General features: G+C 33.5%; 18 protein-coding genes and 3 pseudogenes. 10 read left to right on the forward strand and 11 right to left on the reverse strand.

The genetic code is table 11. The features are described from left to right. Positions 1–82 precede the first annotated feature (82 nt). Both RBL01_RS12840 and RBL01_RS12845 read right to left on the reverse strand, forming a co-directional pair. The gene (locus RBL01_RS12840; RefSeq protein WP_275576010.1) at positions 83–217 is read right to left on the reverse strand and encodes a hypothetical protein; all 135 of its coding nucleotides are present in this window, start codon (positions 215–217) and stop codon (positions 83–85) included. Between the two features lie 80 nt (positions 218–297). Beyond that, the gene (locus RBL01_RS12845; protein ID WP_320999407.1) at positions 298–801 is read right to left on the reverse strand and encodes a S24 family peptidase; all 504 of its coding nucleotides are present in this window, start codon (positions 799–801) and stop codon (positions 298–300) included. On the opposite strand from RBL01_RS12845, the pseudogene RBL01_RS12850 reads away from it, so the two are divergent. The 4 genes and pseudogenes from RBL01_RS12850 (at position 764) to RBL01_RS12865 (ending at position 5786) form a co-directional block, all read left to right on the forward strand. Continuing rightward, positions 764–999, forward strand: a pseudogene (locus RBL01_RS12850) (helix-turn-helix domain-containing protein). The gene RBL01_RS12845 and the pseudogene RBL01_RS12850 sit on opposite strands and share 38 nt — an antisense overlap. Positions 1000–1235: 236 nt before the next feature. After that, positions 1236–3350 (forward strand): ATP-dependent protease ClpL, encoded by a 2115-nt coding sequence (gene clpL / locus RBL01_RS12855; RefSeq protein ID WP_410779657.1) that lies wholly within the window; start codon positions 1236–1238, stop codon positions 3348–3350. Between the two features lie 697 nt (positions 3351–4047). Then, positions 4048–5173, forward strand: a pseudogene (locus tag RBL01_RS12860) (IS3 family transposase). 52 nt (positions 5174–5225) lie between these two features. Continuing rightward, complete coding sequence (locus RBL01_RS12865; RefSeq protein WP_002362392.1) at positions 5226–5786, forward strand: recombinase family protein; 561 nt, start codon at positions 5226–5228, stop codon at positions 5784–5786. Here RBL01_RS12865 and RBL01_RS12870 read toward each other — a convergent pair. From RBL01_RS12870 to RBL01_RS12880, 3 genes are all read right to left on the reverse strand, one after another. Continuing rightward, complete coding sequence (locus RBL01_RS12870) at positions 5783–7213, reverse strand: hypothetical protein (RefSeq protein WP_002362390.1); 1431 nt, start codon at positions 7211–7213, stop codon at positions 5783–5785. The two genes, RBL01_RS12865 and RBL01_RS12870, sit on opposite strands and share 4 nt — an antisense overlap. Before the next feature lie 161 nt (positions 7214–7374). Next, positions 7375–8553 carry an IS256-like element ISEfm2 family transposase gene (locus tag RBL01_RS12875; RefSeq protein WP_002338828.1) on the reverse strand — a complete coding sequence of 393 codons (1179 nt, stop codon included), beginning with the start codon at positions 8551–8553 and terminating at the stop codon, positions 7375–7377. A 436-nt stretch (positions 8554–8989) separates the two neighbouring features. Further along, positions 8990–9949 (reverse strand): IS30-like element IS6770 family transposase, encoded by a 960-nt coding sequence (locus RBL01_RS12880; protein ID WP_410779658.1) that lies wholly within the window; start codon positions 9947–9949, stop codon positions 8990–8992. A 279-nt stretch (positions 9950–10228) separates the two neighbouring features. Here RBL01_RS12880 and RBL01_RS12885 point away from each other — a divergent pair. The 3 genes and pseudogenes from RBL01_RS12885 (at position 10229) to RBL01_RS12895 (ending at position 14280) form a co-directional block, all read left to right on the forward strand. Further along, positions 10229–11350, forward strand: a pseudogene (locus tag RBL01_RS12885) (IS3 family transposase). Positions 11351–12064: 714 nt separating this feature from the next. After that, positions 12065–13255 (forward strand): IS256-like element ISLgar5 family transposase, encoded by a 1191-nt coding sequence (locus RBL01_RS12890; RefSeq protein ID WP_410779659.1) that lies wholly within the window; start codon positions 12065–12067, stop codon positions 13253–13255. A 470-nt stretch (positions 13256–13725) separates the two neighbouring features. Then, on the forward strand, positions 13726–14280 hold the full coding sequence (locus RBL01_RS12895) for a tyrosine-type recombinase/integrase (RefSeq protein ID WP_002295761.1): 555 nt from the start codon (positions 13726–13728) through the stop codon (positions 14278–14280). A 436-nt stretch (positions 14281–14716) separates the two neighbouring features. Here the strand turns inward: RBL01_RS12895 and RBL01_RS12900 are convergent, their stop codons facing one another. After that, the gene (locus tag RBL01_RS12900) at positions 14717–15607 is read right to left on the reverse strand and encodes a hypothetical protein (protein WP_002297439.1); all 891 of its coding nucleotides are present in this window, start codon (positions 15605–15607) and stop codon (positions 14717–14719) included. Between the two features lie 351 nt (positions 15608–15958). Next, positions 15959–17044 carry a tyrosine recombinase XerS gene (gene xerS, locus RBL01_RS12905; RefSeq protein ID WP_002297440.1) on the reverse strand — a complete coding sequence of 362 codons (1086 nt, stop codon included), beginning with the start codon at positions 17042–17044 and terminating at the stop codon, positions 15959–15961. A gap of 332 nt (positions 17045–17376) precedes the next feature. Between xerS and RBL01_RS12910 the strand changes: the two genes are divergently transcribed. From RBL01_RS12910 to RBL01_RS12920, 3 genes are all read left to right on the forward strand, one after another. Continuing rightward, positions 17377–17610, forward strand: a complete 234-nt coding sequence (locus RBL01_RS12910; RefSeq protein WP_002297441.1) for an addiction module antitoxin — start codon at positions 17377–17379, stop codon at positions 17608–17610. Then, on the forward strand, positions 17607–18014 hold the full coding sequence (locus tag RBL01_RS12915; RefSeq protein WP_002297442.1) for a type II toxin-antitoxin system death-on-curing family toxin: 408 nt from the start codon (positions 17607–17609) through the stop codon (positions 18012–18014). The genes RBL01_RS12910 and RBL01_RS12915 overlap by 4 nt, the downstream gene beginning before the upstream one ends. 498 nt (positions 18015–18512) lie before the next feature. Further along, complete coding sequence (locus RBL01_RS12920) at positions 18513–19691, forward strand: IS256-like element ISEf1 family transposase (protein WP_000997695.1); 1179 nt, start codon at positions 18513–18515, stop codon at positions 19689–19691. Positions 19692–19810: 119 nt separating this feature from the next. Here the strand turns inward: RBL01_RS12920 and RBL01_RS12925 are convergent, their stop codons facing one another. The 4 genes from RBL01_RS12925 to RBL01_RS12940 form a co-directional block, all read right to left on the reverse strand. Then, positions 19811–20320 (reverse strand): hypothetical protein, encoded by a 510-nt coding sequence (locus RBL01_RS12925; protein WP_002295345.1) that lies wholly within the window; start codon positions 20318–20320, stop codon positions 19811–19813. 140 nt (positions 20321–20460) lie between these two features. After that, entirely contained in the window at positions 20461–20811 is a 351-nt protein-coding gene (locus tag RBL01_RS12930) for a hypothetical protein (protein WP_002290348.1), read from the reverse strand. Continuing rightward, positions 20804–22129 carry a Y-family DNA polymerase gene (locus RBL01_RS12935; protein ID WP_368281607.1) on the reverse strand — a complete coding sequence of 442 codons (1326 nt, stop codon included), beginning with the start codon at positions 22127–22129 and terminating at the stop codon, positions 20804–20806. Before RBL01_RS12935 ends, RBL01_RS12930 begins: the two co-directional genes overlap by 8 nt. Before the next feature lie 243 nt (positions 22130–22372). Further along, positions 22373–22840 carry a hypothetical protein gene (locus RBL01_RS12940; protein ID WP_073985031.1) on the reverse strand — a complete coding sequence of 156 codons (468 nt, stop codon included), beginning with the start codon at positions 22838–22840 and terminating at the stop codon, positions 22373–22375. Positions 22841–22852 lie beyond the last annotated feature (12 nt).

Raw genomic sequence — 22852 nt, forward strand, 5'->3', positions numbered from 1 at the left:
TTCGGTTGTGGTAACTTTAATTTTACAGAATGGACTTTCTTTTTATCTACCTAAAATTTCTATTTACACAAAATATTTTACGCTATCTTCCTACCACGACAGAAAATCCACCTGATAAAAAATCTCCACTTGCTATGATTTCACCAAATAAACCTATAAATACAAGAAAAGCGCCTATTGAAAGTAATAATATTCGTACAATATTTTCATTTTTCATCCCCATCTCTGATATAATAATATACACAGTCTCTGAAATGAGAACCCTAGCCGCAGCTCCAACTGCGAATGGGGTATTTTTTATAGGTCAAAACTTACTTTTACCGCTTTACCTAAAATTCTTGCTGGATTATTTTCATCAATGATATAAGGATGATAATCATTATTATCGGGCATTAGCATTACAACATCATTAACATGTTTAACTCTTTTGAGAGTCGCTTCAGAGTCGCCGTTTACTATAACTGGTGCAATTTCTCCATCTTCCACAACTGGTTGTCTTCGAATCAACACGTAACTATCAGAAGGGATTGTAGGAACCATGCTATTACCTCTGATTTTTAAATAAAAGACTTCACCAGTGGGCAAGTTTTCGTCTATCTCTTCTCTATATTCTTCAATATTTTCTTCAGCTAAAATAGGATCTCCACAAGTAATTTCTCCCAAAACAGGAATCTGTCTATATTTTTTAACAGGTATTAAATTTTTCGGTATCTCGCCATACCGCGGATCAATCGTAGACTTCAATACGCCAAAATAATCTGCTATGTCGTTAAAGGCAGCGCGCGTTAATGCTGGATTCACTAGCAAAGAAGCCGCTAAAGCTGCTGATGTGCATTTTCAAACGTTGTCCAAATATGAAAAAGATAGTTCTGATATTCCATTTTCTCTTTTAAATGAGCTGTCTAATCTGTATCAAGTTCCTATTAACAATATTTTTTGGGCAAAGAGTACGCTTTAATCTGTATCATAAATAATAAAAGAAATGAGGTAAAGAATTGAACGAAGTTTCAAAGGACGTTCTGGCAATCGAAGCCCACGAAAAAGCAAAGTCTTAGTCTGATACGCTTAACACTTCTTTACTATTGTTTAAACAAAATTATCCTAATTATTTCTAATTGATTCTATAAGCACTTTACTTAGCGATACATAAAAATTGTGATACAATTCAGTTGTAGTTTTAAAGGATATTATGGTCACTAAGTTACACATATAAATTTTTATGGAGGTGTGGTAATATGGCAAATTTCTACGGAAATGATCCTTTTTTCAACAATGATATGGATGATGTTTTCAATCAATTATTTCGGCGCATGAATAATCAAAATTCGGAGCGTGCACGGTATTTAGTTAATGGACAATCGTTGACACCGGATGAGTTTGCTCAATACCGAGCAACTGGTAAGCTACCCCAAAATAATAAAACAATAGAAGTATCTAAAGATGGTAAACAGGCTGTTAAAAAAGGAGGAATTTTAGAAAAGTTAGGGACTAATTTGACGGAACAGGCTCGTGATGGATTACTAGATCCAGTGATTGGACGTGAGAAAGAGATTCAAGAAACTGCAGAAATTTTGAGTCGTAGAACGAAAAATAATGCAATCTTAGTTGGTGATGCCGGTGTAGGTAAAACTGCAGTCGTCGAAGGTCTGGCACAAGCAATTGTGGCTGGTAAAGTTCCAGAAACGATTCAAGATAAAGAAATCTATTCGATTGATTTATCGTCTTTGGAAGCGGGAACTCAATATCGCGGTTCTTTTGAAGAAAATATTAAACAGCTGGTAGAGGAAGTTAAAGCAGCTGGTAATATTATTCTATTCTTCGATGAAATTCATCAGATTCTCGGCACGGGTGCCACTGGTGGTGAAGATGGTGGCAAAGGATTGGCTGATATCATTAAACCTGCTTTGTCACGTGGCGAGCTGAGTGTAATCGGGGCTACGACTCAAGATGAATATCGCAATACTATTTTGAAAAATGCGGCTTTGGCACGGCGATTCAATGATGTTGTGATTAATGAACCGACGGCCGCTGACACTTTACGTATATTACAAGGTGTTAAAGAGCTGTACGAAAAACATCATCATGTTGTATTACCAGATGATGTTTTGAAGGCGGCTGTGGATTATTCAATCCAATATATACCACAACGCACTTTGCCAGATAAAGCTATCGATTTGATCGACATGACTGCGGCTCATTTAGCGGCTAAAAATTCGCAAACTGATGTTGAGACATTGGATCAACGCCTTAAAAAATTAGAGGAAGCTAAGGAGGCCGCCATTAAAGCGGAGGACTTTACAAAAGCCGCTGATATCAAGAAGTCGATCGAGGAAACCAAGCAAAAAATTAAAGAAACGGATCAAAAGAGAAAAATCACTGCCACGATTGATGATGTGGCACAATCGGTTGAACGTTTAACTGGTATACCAGTTTCTGATATGGGCGCTAATGATATTGAGCGCTTGAAAAATCTTGATAAGCGTCTGAAAAGTAAGGTAATCGGTCAAGATGAAGCGGTTGAAATGGTAGCAAAAGCAATTCGGCGTAACCGTGCGGGCTTTTCAGAGGGTGATCAGCCGATTGGAAGTTTTCTGTTTGTGGGCCCAACTGGCGTAGGAAAGACTGAATTAGCTAAGCAATTAGCCTTAGATATGTTTGGAAATGAAAATGCGATTATTCGGCTAGATATGAGTGAATATGCTGATCGTACAGCTGTGTCGAAATTAATTGGTACCTCGGCTGGATACGTAGGCTATGAAGATAATGCTAATACTCTAACTGAACGGGTTCGGCGTAATCCATATTCCATTGTATTATTAGATGAAATTGAAAAGGCTGATCCACAAGTATTAACGTTACTGTTACAAGTGATGGATGATGGGCGCTTAACGGATGGACAAGGCAATGTCATTAATTTCAAAAATACGATTATTATTGCTACTTCTAATGCTGGCTTTGGTAATGAAGCATTAAGTGGTGACAAGCAACGAGATCAGTCATTAATGGATAAGTTAGCACCATTTTTCCGCCCAGAATTTCTGAACCGTTTTAATGGAATCGTGGAATTTTCACATCTGACTAAGCAAGACTTAAGTCAAATTGTCGATTTGATGTTGGCGGATGTACAAAAAACTTTAGCCAAAAAATCCATCAAACTTGAGGTAACTAAAGCGGCTAAAGATTGGCTGATGGAACAAGGCTATGATGAAGCAATGGGTGCGCGGCCATTACGGCGAGTAATTGAACGACAAATTCGTGATAAGGTAACGGATTTCTACCTTGACCACTTAGATGTCAAAAACTTGAAGGCTGATTTAGTGGATGCTGAGATTGTGATATCGGCAGCTTAGCTTAAATCAGTGTTCATAAATAACTTTATATAAGAGGAGATTTATTGGGAAGGAGATTGCTTGATAGATCTCCTTTTTTCGTTGATTTTCACCATTTGATATTAATCTATTGAGTAATATGGGTAGCGTCAAGAATCTTGTGTAAATGAAATGCCTCCGTACATATAATATGATGCTATTTTTGTATTTACTTTTACTGTTTTTCTTAGGATTAGGGGGAGTAGGTACTGCTATTTTGGATGACTATAAGTGGTCGTTGTTTAGTGGAATTTGTAGGAGAATGAAAAAAAGTGCAACTGTTGAGTCTTATGAATGCTGGAAGAAGGAAATGAATGTGTAGAGGTATACAAAAGAGCCTAGCAATAGATACTAGGCTTTTTCCTATGGCTTTAAAATGTATACAGGTGGAATATGAATGTTGTTTGGACGATCACCGTTTCTGTCAGATAAACGTTGGAAAGCGCCGTGTAGACCTTCTACCAAATGACTGGATGGCAATAAATTGTGCCAATTTGTTACGATTTGATTTAATTTATTTAATCGATTCTGTTTTTCATTAAGTTGATCATCCATGTAAATATTTAGTACGTTTGTTAGGTATTGTGCCCACATTTTTAATGGTGTTAGTATCAAATCTTAGACAGCTTTTCGTAGAGACAAGAATAAATTAAACTTATCTACGAGAGGATGAATTTTTATGACCCGATATGAAGAAAATTTTAAACAAATGATTATTGAACTGAATCAAACTGGACGTTCTGTTCGAGGGTTAGCGAAAGAATATGGCTTATCTGAAGCAACGATTTACAAATGGAAGAATTTATATTTACCTGATCAGTCCACAGGACTGACTGGAAAAGAAGTAGCTGAACTGAGAAAAGAAAATGCTCGTTTAAATGAGGAACTTGAAATCTTAAAAAAAGCCGCAGCCATATTCTCTCGGAAAACCTAAATTCGCTTGTTCAATTTATTGAAAAATGGTGTAAGGATTACACTGTTTCTTTGTTGTGTCGGTTATTAGAAATCCCTAGAAGTGTCTATTATTTTTATAAGAATAAACCGTTGACAGCTACAGAAATCAGAAATAATAAGTTGAAAAAGAAGATTTCAACAATTTTTTTACGAATAAACAACGCTATGGTGCCACAAAGATCCATCAAGTTTTATTAAAAGAAGGGATTTCAGTATCTCTTAAACATGTCCAAAAGCTAATGAAACAATTAAATTTAAGGTCGATTGTAGTTAAAAAATATAGACCTCAAAGGTCTAATAAACCGATCATTTTAAAAGAGAATCTCTTAAATCAGGACTTTTCTACTGAAACGATCTGTGAGAAATGGGCAGCTGACATTACGTACATTCCTACTAAGAAAAATGGTTGGTGTTACTTATCTTCAATCATGGATTTACACACGAAAAAAATTATTAGTTATACATTTTCAAAACGAATGACTGTGGATTGTGTCATTCAAACATTGAATAAAGCAAAAATACATTATCACATTCCAGAAGGAATGATTCTAGACACTGACTTGGGCAGCCAATACACAGCAAGAGAAGTGGAACAATGGCTTAAAACCAACAAAATAAGGCATTCTTATAGTAGAAAAGGAACACCTTATGATAATGCTGGAATCGAATCTTTCCATGCCTCATTGAAAAAAGAAGAAGTCTACACGACTAGCTACTCAGATTTTGAAGAAGCAAATCGAGCGCTATTTAGCTACATTGAAGGATTTTATAACCGAAATCGAATCCATAGCTCGATTCACTATCTAACCCCACAGGAATTTGAAGAATTAGCAAAAGAAAAAATGGCTTAACCGTCTCTACTAAAATGTGTCCAAGATATTGACTCAAATCCAAATTGAAGAAATGAAAAAGTTCGGCGCAGAAAAAATTTTCATCGAGAAACAATCTGGAGCAACGATTACTCATCGACCGATTTTCCAGGAAGCTTTAGAGTTTGTCCGAGACCAAGATATTTTTATTGTCGAAGCAATCGACCGACTTGGAAGAAATTACGACGAAATCATTGCTTCAGTCAATTACCTAAAGAAGAAAAACGTGCAGCTGATCATCACCAGTCTACCGATCATGGCTGAAGCAATTGGCAATCCTCTTTTGGATAAATTCATTAAAGATTTAATCATCCAAATTTTGGCCATGATTGCAGAGCAAGAGCGTACCGAATCTAAACGACGCCAGGCGCAAGGCATTAAAATTGCAAAAGCAAATGGCGTCTATAAAGGTCGTCCAAAACTCTATAGTGCAGATACAAAAAATCCTCAACGACGTTTAGTTTATGAAAACATCGTTAAGGATTTAAATGAGGGCATAGCTATTTCAAAAATTGCTAAAAACTACAATATTACTAGACAAACTATTTACAGAATTAAGAATGATATTGAGTATAACAGTAATCAAATGAATTAAAAAAGTTCTTTATACATTAAAATTTCTTCTTTTAACTCATCAATTCTAGGAGATCTAACATCAGAATCAGCAATTGCATTTAATAACTCATCAATATTTTCTTTATTCGCTAGTAAAGGATCATAGTATTTTATATTCTTTTTAATTAATTCCAGAGTTTTTATATTTTGTTCTTTGTAATTAGCTAGAATTTCTTCTACAGTTTCGCCTGAAATCATAGCCATATCTGAACCAGTATTGATTCCTTTGAATGGATAAGGTTCTTTATCATATGCCTTTATCATTTCTACTAAATCATCATATCCTAAGTGTTCTTTAACATACAGCATAAAATTTATTAATGTAAAAAATGGCATTGAAGAATAGTCTGGAAATATAAATTGAAACAGTTTGTTCGCAAAATATTTATCATCATCATTGCTTTCTGGTGACACTGACAGGCTGCTAAGCCACTTTAAATACAATTCAAATATAATTATTTGTTTTTGTGAATTATCTTCATTCTCATCATAAATAAGTTTATCGGGTAAAAGATTATCTAAGTTATCTACTAAAGATAGGCTATTAGCTTTCTTGGCATAAGATATTAATTTTAAAATATTATTATTTAGGAATAATCTATATTCTTCTCCAGATAATTCTTCTAAAAATTGTGATAGGAATTGATTATATCTGTTACTAGAATTCCAATTAAAAATAGAGTTTTTTGTATAGATATCGAAAAAATCATTTACTTTTTTTATATCTATATTCTTTCCTTCAAGATACACACATTTTATTTCGGAATAAATAAATTTGGATAAACGCTCATAAACATCATAATCGATAGTATTGTACGTATTTATTTCATCAAATTTATTCATGTCTATACTAGTGAAAAAGATAGACATAAATTTTAATTTTTTTTCATAGTCTTTATTTTCTTCACATTGATCTATATACATATCCATCAGATCGATTTCTTCTATCTCTCCATGTTGATCCACTGAATTCCATATGAGAGACCATATTTCTTTCTGAACAGCTTCATTCTTGGATAAGTTACTAATATATCTTTTCCTACATTCTGTTCTATATTTAACGGTTTCACTAGAATTGTTTTTTGAATAAGTACGCTTGTTAATAATCCAAAAATAGCACCTAACTAACGATAGAATAGATAAGCTTATGCCGATTACATATAAAAGAAGTACTATACAGTTAAGTTTTCTATAAAACTCATTACTTGCTGAATTTGTTTGATAGAAAAGTAAAGGCAATGTTAACAATATTAGTCCAAAAGACAGTTTTTTTATTTTTATAACTTGATCAAATACTACCATTTTATCCCAATCAACAGCATTCTCATTTTCAAATAAAAATGTAGCAATTGGTATAAATAATGCCAACACTGTACTTGTTATATTCCATAAAAATCCCGAATCCATAATTATTTTCCTCCTATATAAAATTTGTAAAATGTAAATATAATTACTCAATTATCTTTTTAAAAGCTTCCTCCATTAATATAATATTATCATCCAAATCGTCGATGTTGGGAGCGTCAATAATTTTGTGTAAATAACTCGTCCTTCTGCAAAATAATGGGTTACTCAGTAAACATTGAAGCTAATGTATCCGTCACTTGTTGGAAGCCTTTATGGCTTCTATTTAAGAATTTTTGATTGTATGTATCAAAGATGGATACTAGGAAACGCTCTAGTGATTCTTCATTTTGAAACTGATCTTTTCTGCGGCTGTATTTCTTGATTTGTTTATTGAAAGATTCGATTAAATTAGTTGAGTAAATGCTTCGGCGGATACCAGGCGGAAACTCATAAAAAGTCAATAAATCTTGATTTTTTATCAGTGACTGCGTCACTTTAGGATAAGTTTTCTGCCACTTCTCAATCATACTCCCTAAAAAGGTATTTGCCTCTTCCTTTGAGCTAGCTTGATAAACAGCCTTAAAATCATCACAGATTTCTTTTCGATCTTTGACACGTACTTTATGAGCAATATTACGGGAAATGTGAACACAGCAATGTTGGTATTTAGCTTTAGGATAAATCTGGTGAATCGTATCTTTCATGCCTTTTAAGCCATCGGTAATAAACAGTAAGACATCATGAACCCCTCTGGAGTAAATGTCCTGTAACAACTCATTCCAAACGTAGGTCGATTCAGTCGGAGCAATCGCATAACTTAGTACTTCTTTAGTGCCGTCTTCTCGTATACCAATGGCAATATAGATTGCTTCTTTGGAGACGGTTTGCCGTTTTAAAGGAATATAAGTAGCATCCATGAAAATAGCGACATACTTATCATTTAGAGTTCTAACTTTAAATGCATTTACTTCTTCAGTCAGCACTTTAGTCATGTTGGACATGGTTTGGGGCGTGTAGTGATGCCCATACATTTTCTCAATCAAGTCTGCGATTTCCGACATGGTAATACCTTTTCGGAAGAGGTGAATGACGGTCTCCTCTAAGGTATCATTCGTCCGTCTATAAGCAGGAACAGTCTGTTGCTTGAACTCGCCGTTGCGGTCGCGCGGAATCTGGAGATGAAGTTCCCCGTACTCGGTCTTGACCGTACGGTCATAGGAGCCGTTACGAGAATTACCCGTGTTAAAACCAATACGATCGTACTTTTCGTAATCGAGGAAAGCCGTTAACTCCGTTTTGAGAAGCGTATTGACAGCTTTTTCCAAATGGACACGGAATAATTCATTCAAATCGCCTTTGTTCGCTAGAGTCTTTAGAATTTCTGTAGTAAAATCGTTCATATGGAAGTCCTCTTTTCTGTGAATGTGTTGTGGTAACTCTATTCTACAGAAGGGACTTCCTTTTTTCTATTTACACAAAATATTTTACACTCTCTCGATGTTACATCTATAGAATTCTTTTATTACTTTCAAAGTATCTAAAGTTATCACAAATGATAGTTTTTCCAATACATGTATTTGTAACGCTGATTCTATTCCAATATTTGATGCAATATGATTAATAGTGCCAGTTCCATGAACATCCATTGATCCAATTCCATATATAGAAAAATATAGAGATTTGTCGATATTAAGTCTTTTCATCAACTTCAGTATGCTTGTTTTCTTTTCTTGGTCTAAATCGTACCAATGCCTATTGTCCCATCTTTTTGTTCCTTTATACTTAAATAATTTTTTCTGTTCATTCTTGTAATACGTAATTATATCATATGATTTGTCAAATTAAGCTAGAATAAAATGCTTCTTGTACATAGCTCAAAAATATTTCGATTGGTGTTCTGTAATTCAATGATTTTCTTGGAATATGATTACGTTGATTGCTGACACTGGAAATAAATGTCTGATTCACTTCTCTAAAATCCATTGATTTCGGCAGTCCATTACGACGCAGAATTTCGTTAGAATTCTCGTTTAATGGGCGTTGAGAAGGTGTTCCAGGGTCCGCAAAATATATATCAATATCATGTTGGTTACTAATGGCTTTCCAGTTAGAAAATTCTTTTCCACAGTCAAACGTAATAGATTTAAAGAAGTTTTTAGGGAAGCGAGAAAACCATTGATTAAGGGCAGTTTCAATATCTAATGCCTTACGGCCGTTGGGTTTAATCGTGATAATGACTTTAGATAATCTTTCAACTAAAGTAATGACGGCACTTTTATGATGAATGCCAACGATCGTATCACCTTCAAGGTGACCAAACTCAGAATTGAAATCAGGATAATTATCAGGTCGATCATGGATTGAGCGCTGATACTGTTGTTTTCCCCGTTTTTCCTGATGGCCATTGGGTTTTCTTTTACCTTTCATCGGTAGTGTGTCAATATCAAATATTCCTTTAGAAAATAAACGATAAAGTGTTCTCATACCGCATGAAACAGGCCTTTCTTTTCGCCCGATAATGACGTCAGGCGTCCAACCAAGAGTGACTTTCTCTTTAATGTAATCTACTTCATGAGCAGGTAATTGAATGACTTTTCTACCACATTTTTTCTTATTTTCTTTATACTGGTGCCAATAATCAAGAGCAGTCTTGCCTTGCTTGAACTTATTGACTACATTATAAATAGTTTGTATAGCACGTCCCATTCGGTTAGCGATTTCAACCGGCTTATTATGTTGAAGATAATATGATTCTATCATTGTCAGTTCGTCTATGGTAAGATGTTTGTAGGTCATTTATGGTTACACTCCTTTGTTTTCTTTCGTCGGAAATACAATTTGAGTGTACCATAAATGCCTTTTTATTTTTCTAACTTAATTTTACAATTCGCGTATATTTTAATTCCTAATTTTGCTCCACTTTTAGATAATTTTTAGGTCTATTTAACTCATCAGACATTCTATGCTCATTTTCTCCAAATTTGTTTCAACTCTTTTGGTGTTAGTATCAAATCTTAGACAGCTTTTCGTAGAGACAAGAATAAATTAAACTTATCTATGAGAGGATGAATTTTTATGACCCGATATGAAGAAAATTTTAAACAAATGATTGTTGAACTGAATCAAACTGGACGTTCTGTTCAAGGGTTAGCGAAAGAATATGGCTTATCTGAAGCAACGATTTACAAATGGAAGAATTTATATTTACCTGATCAGTCCACAGGACTGACTGGAAAAGAAGTAGCTGAACTGAGAAAAGAAAATGCTCGTTTAAATGAGGAACTTGAAATCTTAAAAAAAGCCGCAGCCATATTCTCTCGGAAAACCTAAATTCGCTTGTTCAATTTATTGAAAAATGGTGTAAGGATTACACTGTTTCTTTGTTGTGTCGGTTATTAGAAATCCCTAGAAGTGTCTATTATTTTTATAAGAATAAACCGTTGACAGCTACAGAAATCAGAAATAATAAGTTGAAAAAGAAGATTTCAACAATTTTTTTACGAATAAACAACGCTATGGTGCCACAAAGATCCATCAAGTTTTATTAAAAGAAGGGATTTCAGTATCTCTTAAACATGTCCAAAAGCTAATGAAACAATTAAATTTAAGGTCGATTGTAGTTAAAAAATATAGACCTCAAAGGTCTAATAAACCGATCATTTCAAAAGAGAATCTCTTAAATCAGGACTTTTCTACTGAAACGATCTGTGAGAAATGGGCAGCTGACATTACGTACATTCCTACTAAGAAAAATGGTTGGTGTTACTTATCTTCAATCATGGATTTACACACGAAAAAAATTATTAGTTATACATTTTCAAAACGAATGACTGTGGATTGTGTCATTCAAACATTGAATAAAGCAAAAATACATTATCACATTCCAGAAGGAATGATTCTACACACTGGGGCAGCCAATACACAGCAAGAGAAGTGGAACAATGGCTTAAAACCAACAAAATAAGGCATTCTTATAGTAGAAAAGGAACACCTTATGATAATGCTGGAATCGAATCTTTCCATGCCTCATTGAAAAAAGAAGAAGTCTACACGACTAGCTACTCAGATTTTGAAGAAGCAAATCGAGCGCTATTTAGCTACATTGAAGGATTTTATAACCGAAATCGAATCCATAGCTCGATTCACTATCTAACCCCACAGGAATTTGAAGAATTAGCAAAAGAAAAAATGGCTTAACCGTCTCTACTAAAATGTGTCCAAGATATTGACTCAAATCCACTTTCGTACTTAATTTTGCGTATTTGAAAATTCTTCTTTTAGAGTACTTTTATTACGATACTAGTATGATATATATCTATAGCAAACAGTTAAAATCTTCCTAAAATAAGCGAATAGCATTCCTAAAACCTATAAAATTTTTAGATGAAGCGACAAGTGGACAATTAATAAACTACTTGAACATGAAATTATGGATCACCTTTCAAATTTAGAAAATGGAATTCTTATACTTATTGCGCAACATTTATTGATTGCAAAATTATGTGACAAAAAGAACTAGTAGAAGAAGGAATAATGGCTTGATAATAAAGTACTACCTATTAAAGGTAGTACTTTATTTAATTTAGTATAAATTAACATACTACTATATTTTAGGTTTCATATTATATAAATTAATAATATACTACCATTTGTTGGTAGTATAATTTAAAGGTAATAAGTTATTCTTTTATTACTATGTTTGGGTTTTATAGCAAAGAAAGTTTAATAAGAGTTTGGACCTAGCAAACAATATTAATGAGGTCATTAAATCTTATTATCTTTAGTAATATAACGAAATATCTACACAGACAAAATTAGAGAGTGTAAAATATTTTGTGTAAATAGAAAAAAGGAAATCCCTTCTGTAGAATAGAGTTACCACAAAACATTCACAGAAGAGAGGACTTCCCTATGAACGATTTTACTACAGAAATTCTAAAGACTCTAGCGAACAAAGGCGATTTGAATGAATTATTCCGTGTCCATTTGGAAAAAGCAGTCAATACGCTTCTCAAAACGGAGTTAACGGCTTTCCTAGATTACGAAAAGTATGATCGCATTGGTTTTAACACGGGTAATTCTCGTAACGGCTCCTATGACCGTACGGTCAAGACCGAGTATGGGGAACTTCATCTCCAGATTCCGCGCGACCGCAATGGCGAGTTCAAGCAACAGACTGTTCCTGCTTATAGACGGACGAATGACACGTTAGAGGAGACCGTCATTCACCTCTTCCGAAAAGGTATTACCATGTCGGAAATCGCAGACTTGATTGAGAAAATGTATGGGCATCACTACACGCCCCAAACCATGTCCAATATAACAAAATCATTTACAGAAGAGGTAACGGCGTTTAAAGGGCGAGAGCTTCATGACCGTTATGCTGCTATTTATATGGACGCAACGTATATTCCGTTAAAGCGGAAAACCGTCGCCAAGGAAGCTATTCATATCGCAGTTGGCATTCGCCCGGACGGATCAAAGGAAGTATTGAGCTATGCGATTGCACCGACTGAATCCATCACGATTTGGGAGGAAATTTTATTAGACCTTCAAGAGCGCGGTTTGAAAAATGTCCTCCTGTTCATCACGGATGGCTTAAAGGGGATGGTAGGAGCGATTAGTCGGTTCTATCCCAAAGCTCGTTTTCAACATTGTTGTGTACACGTTTTCCGTAATATCAGTCACAAAGTGCGTGTCAATAATCGTAAGGAAGTCTGTGATGATTTTAAAATGGTGTATCAAGCCTCATCTAAAGAGGTGGCGTTGGAAGCACGTGGTGCTTTTGCGAAAAAATGGAAAACCAGCTATCCAAAAGTGGTTGAATCGATTCTTTCGAACGATCACTTGCTCACTTTCTATGATTTCCCCTTGGCCATACGCAAGAGTATTTATTCTACGAACTTGATTGAATCCTTTAATAAGCAAATCAAGAAATACAGCCACCGCAAGAAACAGTTCCAAAACGAAGAGTCGATGGAACGTTTCTTAGTCTCGTCTTTTGATACTTACAACCAAAAATTCCTAGGTCGCAGTCATAAAGGCTTTCAACAGGCCGAAGGCGAACTTGAACAAATGCTAAGCCAACTGATTGAGAATTAGAAACAATCTGCAGTAGGGAAGAATCATTTACACAAAATTATTGACGCTCCCCAAAATTATGATCTTGCGTAAAGTTATAAAATATTAATAAAAATATTTTATTAATGAAAAGCTTGGTAGCACGGTTATTCATATGCTAATTTATTTCACTTTATAGTAAGGGGAGTTCTTAGTATATTGTTCAAACTTAAATTTCATATAATTTAATTATGTAAATTAGCTATTCTAAGAACTTCTACGGATAACTGCCCGTCTAAAATTTAAATAAGAGCTTAGAATCTTCATATAAGTAAGGTTAATTTTTTTGTACAAAAAAGTCGGAATATTCTGAGTTACTGAAATGATATAAAATCATAAACTGAACCCCTTGATTTTCTTGACTTTTAACATAGTATATATATAAGTTCATGATTATGGTAAAATATATACATAATCATAAACTCAGAATATTTTTAAGAAGGGAAACAATAGTGAGCTATAATGTACAACCGTTAAGGACAAATGAAGAGATACAAGATTTTCAGTTTTGGCTAAGAAGAACAAGTAATCCGGAAAGAGATAGTTTTTTATTTTTGTTTGGCATCAATAATGGATTACGTATGTCAGATATTATAGGATTAAAAGTTGGAGATATACGAGGTAAAAGTAAGCCTATTATTGTTGAACATAAAACAGGTAAGCGAAAACCGATTTTTATAGATAATTTGAGAGAAGAGATTTTATTATATACTGAAGGTAAAGAAGAAAATGATTGGTTATTTCCAAGTCGGCAACAAGGTCGACATATAACAAGGGATCGTGTCTATCAGATATATGCAGATATAGCAGAAAAATTAGGAAGAGATGATATAGGAACACATACATTAAGGAAAACTTTTGGGTATCACTACTACAAGAAAACTAGAGACATTGCTACCTTAATGTTTATTTTTAATCATAGTTCTCAATCGATTACTAAAAGATACATTGGAATAACAGAAGACGAAATTGGCGCTTCTTTAAAAGGCTTTAAATTAGGTATTTAGTAAGTACCTGCTTGTAACAAAAATTAATATATTGAATCGATTCTCCTATTTCGAAAAAAATAAAAAACCTCCAAGATATTCTTGAAGGTTTTTTAAGTTAGTTGGACTTCTTAAAAATCTTGGAATTTTCAAAATGGTCTGTATGAATCAACAAAAACATTTTAGTTCTTCAAAATCTAAATAGGATAATAGAAATAGAATTATAGCTCGTGATATGAAATATAAAAACCATGCAATAAACTAACTTAATAAATACCACAGTTCGAATCAATAAAATATTACAATGATTGATCGAACTAATTATTAAAGTAATTAAATTGAAGAGTATTTCCTACAAACTATTGAGAGTTATTATGGTATCAGGAGAAAATAATGAAAAACAAACTCACTCAAAAATTCAAAATTATTTCTAATAAAGTTCCAGAAATAAACATTTTTAAAGTATATCGTTTAGCTCTTCTAATAGTTCATCCCTAATAAGTGAAATCTTTGCTTTATAAAAGTCTTTTCTTTTGGGAAAGTCTTTACTGTAAGCTAATTCGTATAAAAAGTTTAGGATTTTTTTTCGAGGGGTTGTATTATTGACATTTATCTTTTGCAAATTAGGATATTTTTTATTGAATTCATTTAGTCTTTCCAATTCCTCAAGTTTAAGTCGTTTTTTTGCTTCCTTTTCTTCTTGTACTAAATATTCTTCATATTCGGAAACAGTCATACCTAATTTAGACGCAATATTTTTTTTAATGCTTTTTTTGTACTCTTCCTCTAACATAGCGGAACGGGCTTCTTTAAAGGGGCTTATAATTTCGTGAATTTTATTTATAATTTTTTCAGCATCCTGCTGATTTAAATAAGCACGTTCTTTACATTTTTTCATCCATTCTGGTTTAGGATCTGTTTCATTAAGAAACCAATCTATAGCTATAGGATAGAGATATTCTTCATAACCATGCAAACCGTATTCAGCTTCTGTTTCTTTGATGATTAATGCGTGTAAAATCAAATGTTCAAATAAATCACAATAAACAAGGCTTTCTTTTTTTTGATATTTAAATGGATATTTAAAACAATTAATATAGTATAGGCTAGAGATATTTTCATACTTATTTTCATATATATGATGACAGTATAAGCCTTCTGATGTTTTACTATATTTTCCTTTAGTTATTGTTTTTATTTCTCCTCGTAAAAATCTAGCATATGATTTCTCTTTAAAATAGTCATCAGAAACCTCTCCGTATTTATTTAAAAGGTAATGAATAGCTTCTTCATAAGACATATTTAATAAAGAATTGTAACCTATTTTTTTATAATTGTTTTCTGACATAATTATAAACCAAGCTCCTTACTATTTTAAGAATAGAGTACGAGAAATATATCCTATCACTTTAGAGTTGGAATTTACTTACAAAAAACATATAATCCCTTAATATTATACGCTTATTTAATTTTCAATTTCTCTATATTGAAATTCAATGAAGTTATCAATATTCCTATAAACCACCTCTACTTGCCAGTAATTATAATTTATTATGAATTACTCAATAGTTAATCATATTTATTAACAAAAGATTATTGGTTACAACAAAAAAAGAACCATGAATCCATTTACGTTAAAAGGATTCATGGTTTCATTCATTATTCTCACTTTACTATTTTGGCTATTTATATATTATACTCATAAAGCGTTCAATGCATCAATGGTAGCTGCATTATCTATATGAGTATATAAAGTTGTTGTATTTGTACTTGAATGTCCCAATTGTTGGGCAGTCAATACCAAAGAATTTGTCTGTTGGTAGAGTCTAGTAGCCAATGTATGACGCAGTTTATGCGGACTGACTTGTACTCTGAATCCTTTCGAATATTTTGCTACCATCCGTTCGATTGCAATACCGGATATACGTTTGGCTTCTCCTTGGTAAATTGCTAGAAATAATGCTTTTTCGTTTTCTGTCACTTTATATCGTTCTTTCCGAATAGCTAGATAATTAGCTAAATATTCCATTGCGAATGCTGCTATATTGACCGCATCTCTCTTATTTCCTTTTCTAGTTACTACCACCTTATTCTTATCCAAAGATAGATCATCCAAGTTAATATTTACAACTTCGGAGAGTCTCAATCCAGATCCTAAAATCAGTGCATTGATCGCTAGGTCTCTTTCTACATCTCGATGGTAGTAGATCAAAGCTCGTTTGCTCAAAGTATTTTTATATTCATTGGCAATATAATCTAGATAATTTTGTGTATCCTCATCTAGAAATAATTTTTTCTCAATGGCATTGGCACGTGCAGCTAACGTAGTTTTATCTGTGATGGTTGTTACTTGGTCCATAGGATTATTGTCTAAGTATGGTTTTCCTAGGGGATTATTAGAACTTTTCGAAAGATATTTAAATAGAACCTTTAATGCTGTGATGTTTCTATTGATAGTAGAAGTAGATAGACCTAAGTTATTATTATCTTTGAGCTTAGTTTTTGTTGTCTCTTTTTTTACATTTTCTTTTGTGCGACGTTTCAAATGAGATTTGTACAAGTTTAGGTCATAGGCAGTTAACTGTCTTATCGAGGTGATAGAAGTATCAGGAACGATAGACTCACTCAGAAGCCATTCATAAAAGAGCTTATAATTTTTTAGATATTCTAAAGTGGTTCGAGGTGATTGATCTTTATCCTCACGATCTTGAACAAAATCTTTTATATAATCGGGCATATGAAGTATGATTGTATCTATTTTTTGATATATTTCTGTATTTTTCATGTCATTCATCCTTTCAATAAGTAGGGGAGAAGAGTATCTCTATAATTGGACTATACCAATTATAGAATGTTTTGTCAATTGGTATGCTCTAAAATTTATTAATTTGTTTCAAAAAAAGCATATAAATAGGTATACGTTTATTAATTTAAAATAAATGGTATACATAAATAGGGAAGGAAATAGAAGGGAGCAATCTAAATTTTTTGAATTTTCTTAATTAATTATATAGAAAGAACAATCTTTCTATAGAGTTAGACATGAGAGGGACTATGCTTGATTTAAAATCAACAAGCGTATATACTGTATATACAAAGAAAAAGGGGGAGAAGACTATGGCAATTAAAGAAAGAAAATTTAGGGAAGTGGGGAACTCAGTAGTATTAACTATTTCAAAGGAATTTCTTAAAGAAAATGGGTTAAATCCCGGAGATACGGTTTTTTTAGATGAAGAAAAACTTCGAGCCGCAATTACAAAAAAACAAGCCTTATCTGATGAAATTGATGTAGCAATATCTCAAGCATTAACTGAATATGATACTACTTTTAGAGAGCTTGTCGATAAATGAGTATTCATTACCTAGAAGCCAAAGATATTATAAAAATGAATGTAATCCAAATAAAAAAATACTCTCCTAATGAACCCCTTGGTGTAAAGGATGCGAATGCTTTAGAAATGTGTGTAGGGCAACTTCGAGCCTCAGCTTTTGGAGAAGAGGTTTATCCTTCGATTTATGAAAAAGCAGCTATCTTACTTATACAATTGATAAAGAAACATCCTTTTCATAATGCAAATAAACGTACTGCTTTCTTAGCTACTTTTGTCTTTTTGAAAATCAATGGACAGCTTTTAGCTATTGATCAAAAAGATGCTGTAAATTTAGTGGTATATATTGCCACATATGATAAGGATTTTGATCAACTAAAATATGAAGTGATTAACACTATAAAGACACATACGAAACCCATTTAAGGAGTTGCTGTATGTGTCTTTATAGTGTTAATAGCTGCTATAGCGAAATAATTTAGGTAAATTACAAATAGCTATAATCCAAATCCAAGTATATAGAAAACGTAAATTTTCTATATACTTGGATATGCTGGAATGTTTAAGAGAATAATTACATTTCTAGAAAATACAATAAAAATTACAGGATAATTAGCCATATCCTACCTCCTCTAGCAGTTGCTCAAAAGTTAGCACTAAGTAACTTCTTTTTTGTTGCTGGTAACAATTTATCAATACTAAAATAGCTTTTAAGTATCTAATAAATACTAATTTTAAAGCTCTTAATTATTATGAAACACGATATAACAATATTGCTATATCGTGCTATTGTAATATTATACATTTGAAGACAGCGGAGAGTATAAAATATTTTGTGTAAATGAAAAAATCCATACAAAAAAGGAAGTCCCTTCTGTAGAATAAAGTTAACGACAACCAATTCACAGAAAAGAGGACTTCCCTATGAATGATTTTACTACAGAAATTGTGCAAACTCTAGTCACTAAAGGCGATTTAAATGAATTATTCCGTTCGCACTTAGAAAAAGCGATAAACACACTCCTACGGACTGAATTAACGGCTTTTTTAGATTACGAAAAATATGATCGCACTGGTTTTAATTCAGGTAATTCGAGAAACGGTTCTTACTTTCGATCAATCAAAACCGAATATGGTGAATTAACATTGGAAATACCTAGAGATCGTAATGGTGAGTTTAAACAACAAACTTTACCAGCCTACAAAAGAACAAACGATACATTGGAAACCACTATTATCCATTTATTCGAAAAAGGTGTTACGATGTCTGAAATTGCTGATTTGATCGAAAAAATGTACGGTCATCACTATACTCCACAAACCATGTCCAACATGACTAAAGTTCTGACTGAAGAAGTAAATGCCTTTAAATCCAGAGCCTTAAATGATAAGTATGTCGCTATTTTTATGGACGCTACTTACATTCCACTAAAACGTCAAACTGTATCCAAAGAAGCGATTTATATTGCCATTGGTATACGAGAAGACGGCACTAAAGAAGTACTGAGTTATGCGATTGCTCCAACTGAATCAACATACGTTTGGAATGAGCTGCTACAGGATATTAACTCCAGAGGAGTTCAAGAAGTCTTGCTTTTTATTACGGACGGCTTAAAAGGCATGAAAGATACTATCCATCAAATTTATCCTAAAGCAAAATATCAGCATTGTTGTATCCATGTATCTCGTAATATCGCTCATAAAGTACGTGTCAAAGACCGAAAAGAAATCTGTGATGACTTTAAGGCTGTTTATCAAGCTAACTCAAAAGAAGAAGCGAATACCTTCTTATCCGGCATGATTGAGAAATGGAAGAAAAACTATCCTAAAGTGACGCAGTCACTCATAGAAAACCAAGACTTATTAACTTTTTATGATTTTCCACCTAGCATTCGTAGAACCATTTACTCAACCAATCTAATCGAGTCTTTCAATAAGCAAATTAAAAGATACAGCCGTAGAAAAGAGCAGTTTCAAAATGAAGAATCACTAGAACGCTTTCTAGTCAGCATTTTTGATACATACAATCAAAAATTTCTAAACAGAAGCCATAAAGGTTTTCAACAGGTAACCGATACATTAGTTTCAATGTTTACTGAGTAACTAATTATTTTGCAGGAGGACAATTTATTTACACAAAATTATTGACGCTCCCAGACAGCGTATTCTTGTTCTAACATCAGGAATTTTTTATAAATATCAGTCATATTAAGACTCAAAATTTATTGGTATGTTCCTCTGTATAGAGTTTGACCGTCTACCATTATATAGCAATTATTATCATTGTTGTCTTGCACCAATATACCGTTAAGGGTAGCACTAGGAGTAGTAACAATCACTGGAAACTCATGAGAAAGCTCGGTCATTTTTCCTGTTCTGCTAGAATCGTGTTCTATTGTCAAGCCATTTACTATAAACGTGAATACTTTACTTCCTATTGTTATAGTAGCTTTTTGAGAAACAGTTTCTGTAGCTGGAGCTGTGCTTCTTTCCGAATTTGTTAGGGTTTCACTGGATTCATTGCTATAAACAATTGTAGAGGATTCTACGGCTTCTTGAGTGTCCACGTTGGTGCTGCTAGCTTCATCTAGCTTCCTTTTGTATTGTTCGTTACTGATTGCTAAGCTTTCCCGTTGGTCATCAAGCTTATTCATTTCTGTAATGGTATAAAATAATCCTCCTGCTAGTGCTATATTAACAACTAAACTAACCGCAAATAATACCTTTTTCATTCTTCCTTCTCTTCTTTCTCTTTTTGTAATTCCTTACTTTTGGCTCAAAAAGTCACTTATTAAGTTTATACCAACCGAAGCTAAATATTTGTATATAACTATACATGTTATATACTTTAGCTCATATTGCTGGATAATGTTCATTCTAGTCGACTCCACTTATTATCCTGGTAAAATTCAATGTGCCGTATTTCGTCGTAGTGAATTTTGTCTTTTCCAACGTAGATTCCCAGCTCATCACTACCTAAGATCTTTCCAACAATATCGTATGGATAGTATCCTTCAGCGTTTCGTTCTTCTTTTTGGATACATACTGATCTATTTTTTATGACTGCAGCGTTCAATACTTTCACAATATCTTCAGTCGTCATTTGTTCTTTTGCCAAATTATGATTGGTACGTTGCTCATTGTCCGCATCGATCTCTTCAGTATGATCAGATAAATAAAACCCTGCCCACTTTAAACGACCACGATCATTGTAATCAATCATTTTTAATTCCCCCATTTCCGCCCGCATGACCACCAACAAGTGTGCTTCTAGTAATGCTTCTAGCGCCTTCTAACATTGAAGAAGCATGTACAATCGACGTAAAACCATATTTTTGCCGAATCTTGTCAATAATTTTATCTAAATTTTCTTCGTCAATTTGCTTTTGTGGATCACTAAATAAATCCAGCTGAAGCGAATCAGTATAAAATAGCTTGCTGTAAGTGATTCCGACGTGGCGGACTTCTTGTCCTTCATAATACTTATCAAACAAGAAAAGACAATAATTCTGCAATTCCTTTGTATTGTCTGTGATAGGGATTTTCATCTGGTGTGAGAACCCTGGTCTCGTTTCTAAGATCGATGTACCAATGTTTAAATGGACACATCCTGTTTTACAATTATGCTGTCTGATACGAATGGCTACTTGTTCCGCCATTTCTTTTACAACCAGCTCGATTTCATTTCTTCTAGTATAATCACGTGGCAACACTTGTGAATTACCATAGGACTTTTCTTTTGTCGGTTCTGGTGGGATTGCTATATCTGTTCGATCGATCCCATTAGCATGGAAGTACAGCTGTAAGCCAATCACACCTAGTCTATTCTTAATCGTATAAGGATTCCAGTTAGCAAGATCTCTAATGCTCATAATCCCCATCTGATTGAGTCTTTTCTTCATTCGAGAGCCAATACCCCAAAAATCCGTCATTTCAGGAATATTCCATACTTTTTCAGGAACGTTTTCGTACGTCCATTCCGCAACAAATCCTTCATTATGCTTTGCTTCATTGTCTAAGGCTAGTTTAGCCAAAAGGGGATTATCGCCGACGCCTACCGTAGCAATCAATCCTAGCTCTTCTTTAATATTCTCCTGGATCATTTGAGCCAGCTTCTTTCTCCGTTGACTTCGTGTTCCTTCAGTCGTAAAAAGGTTCAGTGATCTGGTCACTTTTAAGATCGATTCATCGATCGAATAGATCAATAAATCTTCGTCTGCTACATATTTTCTAAATATATTGTTTACCTGCATGTTTCGCTTAATATAGAGATTCATGCGTGGTGAGACGACATGTAACGTTTTAGGAAATGGCTGAGGTAGATCTCTTGGCCTACTGACATTAGAGATCCCATATTCTTTCTTTGCAGCTGGTGAAGAAGCTAAAATCAACCCTGATCCTGTATTATCCGCTCGACTCATGACGACTAATTCAGTCGTTAATGGATCTAAATTCCTTTCTATACATTCGACACTTGCGTAAAAGCTTTTCATATCGATCAAAAAGTAATCATTTACTGGCTCTTTTGAATAATCCATCATAAATAACACTCCATTCGTTACAATTATACAAACATACGTTCTCGTTTGTAAAGAAGGAATGTTTAAATGAACAAAAAAAGATTCAAATTGTTATTACAAGCAGTTTAAACGGATAACTAACCACTTATCAGATTTTAAATGCGTTAGAGTCTTCATATATCAATAAATACAGACCAAAGCTACTTGATTCACTATAAAAAAACCCGAACTTCCTTTTTAAAAGTTGTTCGGGTTTTATAACTTTCATGACGAACTACTAACAAGTAGACTTTTTAATTTTTGCCTGTCTTCAGGATACAATCCATGCATTTCATACTTCTTCGCCAATTCCGTTATTTCTGCAGAAGACCTCGTATAAAGCTTTTTTAGTCCTCGATATTCATAATATTTTTCTTTTGGATAGAAGGCTTGAAATGTGCCATCAAAACAATAGTCCTGATCCTTAAATTCTATCCAAGCATGAAAAAATTCACTTTTTTGAAATTGGCCAATGCAATAAATAGCTTCTTTGACATCTCGTGCAAATTTTATACTTTCTACGAAGCATTTATTTGGTTGTAGTCTTTTTTTTATTTTGTCCTGATAACCTACAGGAACGGCAATCTCGATTTTTTTCAACCGAATTTTCTCTTGCTTCAATGCCTGGTACCTTGTGGAATATGGTAGTTTTAAAACGTCTTTTTCTTTCTGTTCGTACGCTACTTTATTCATAATATTCACCTG

Origin of the sequence: Enterococcus sp. SB12 (genome assembly GCF_030910025.2) — a bacterium.
Taxonomy (GTDB): domain Bacteria; phylum Bacillota; class Bacilli; order Lactobacillales; family Enterococcaceae; genus Enterococcus_B; species Enterococcus_B faecium.

Excerpts from the sequence above, each read along its gene's own strand:
- RBL01_RS12840 (WP_275576010.1), bottom strand. The coding sequence starts at position 217 with ATGAAAAATGAAAATATTGTACGAATATTATTACTTTCAATAGGCGCT.
- clpL (WP_410779657.1), top strand. The coding sequence starts at position 1,236 with ATGGCAAATTTCTACGGAAATGATCCTTTTTTCAACAATGATATGGAT.
- RBL01_RS12865 (WP_002362392.1), top strand. The coding sequence starts at position 5,226 with ATGAAAAAGTTCGGCGCAGAAAAAATTTTCATCGAGAAACAATCTGGA.
- RBL01_RS12870 (WP_002362390.1), bottom strand. The coding sequence starts at position 7,213 with ATGGATTCGGGATTTTTATGGAATATAACAAGTACAGTGTTGGCATTA.
- RBL01_RS12875 (WP_002338828.1), bottom strand. The coding sequence starts at position 8,553 with ATGAACGATTTTACTACAGAAATTCTAAAGACTCTAGCGAACAAAGGC.
- RBL01_RS12880 (WP_410779658.1), bottom strand. The coding sequence starts at position 9,949 with ATGACCTACAAACATCTTACCATAGACGAACTGACAATGATAGAATCA.
- RBL01_RS12890 (WP_410779659.1), top strand. The coding sequence starts at position 12,065 with ATGAACGATTTTACTACAGAAATTCTAAAGACTCTAGCGAACAAAGGC.
- RBL01_RS12900 (WP_002297439.1), bottom strand. The coding sequence starts at position 15,607 with ATGTCAGAAAACAATTATAAAAAAATAGGTTACAATTCTTTATTAAAT.
- xerS (WP_002297440.1), bottom strand. The coding sequence starts at position 17,044 with ATGAAAAATACAGAAATATATCAAAAAATAGATACAATCATACTTCAT.
- RBL01_RS12910 (WP_002297441.1), top strand. The coding sequence starts at position 17,377 with ATGGCAATTAAAGAAAGAAAATTTAGGGAAGTGGGGAACTCAGTAGTA.
- RBL01_RS12915 (WP_002297442.1), top strand. The coding sequence starts at position 17,607 with ATGAGTATTCATTACCTAGAAGCCAAAGATATTATAAAAATGAATGTA.
- RBL01_RS12920 (WP_000997695.1), top strand. The coding sequence starts at position 18,513 with ATGAATGATTTTACTACAGAAATTGTGCAAACTCTAGTCACTAAAGGC.
- RBL01_RS12925 (WP_002295345.1), bottom strand. The coding sequence starts at position 20,320 with ATGAAAAAGGTATTATTTGCGGTTAGTTTAGTTGTTAATATAGCACTA.
- RBL01_RS12930 (WP_002290348.1), bottom strand. The coding sequence starts at position 20,811 with ATGATTGATTACAATGATCGTGGTCGTTTAAAGTGGGCAGGGTTTTAT.
- RBL01_RS12935 (WP_368281607.1), bottom strand. The coding sequence starts at position 22,129 with ATGATGGATTATTCAAAAGAGCCAGTAAATGATTACTTTTTGATCGAT.
- RBL01_RS12940 (WP_073985031.1), bottom strand. The coding sequence starts at position 22,840 with ATGAATAAAGTAGCGTACGAACAGAAAGAAAAAGACGTTTTAAAACTA.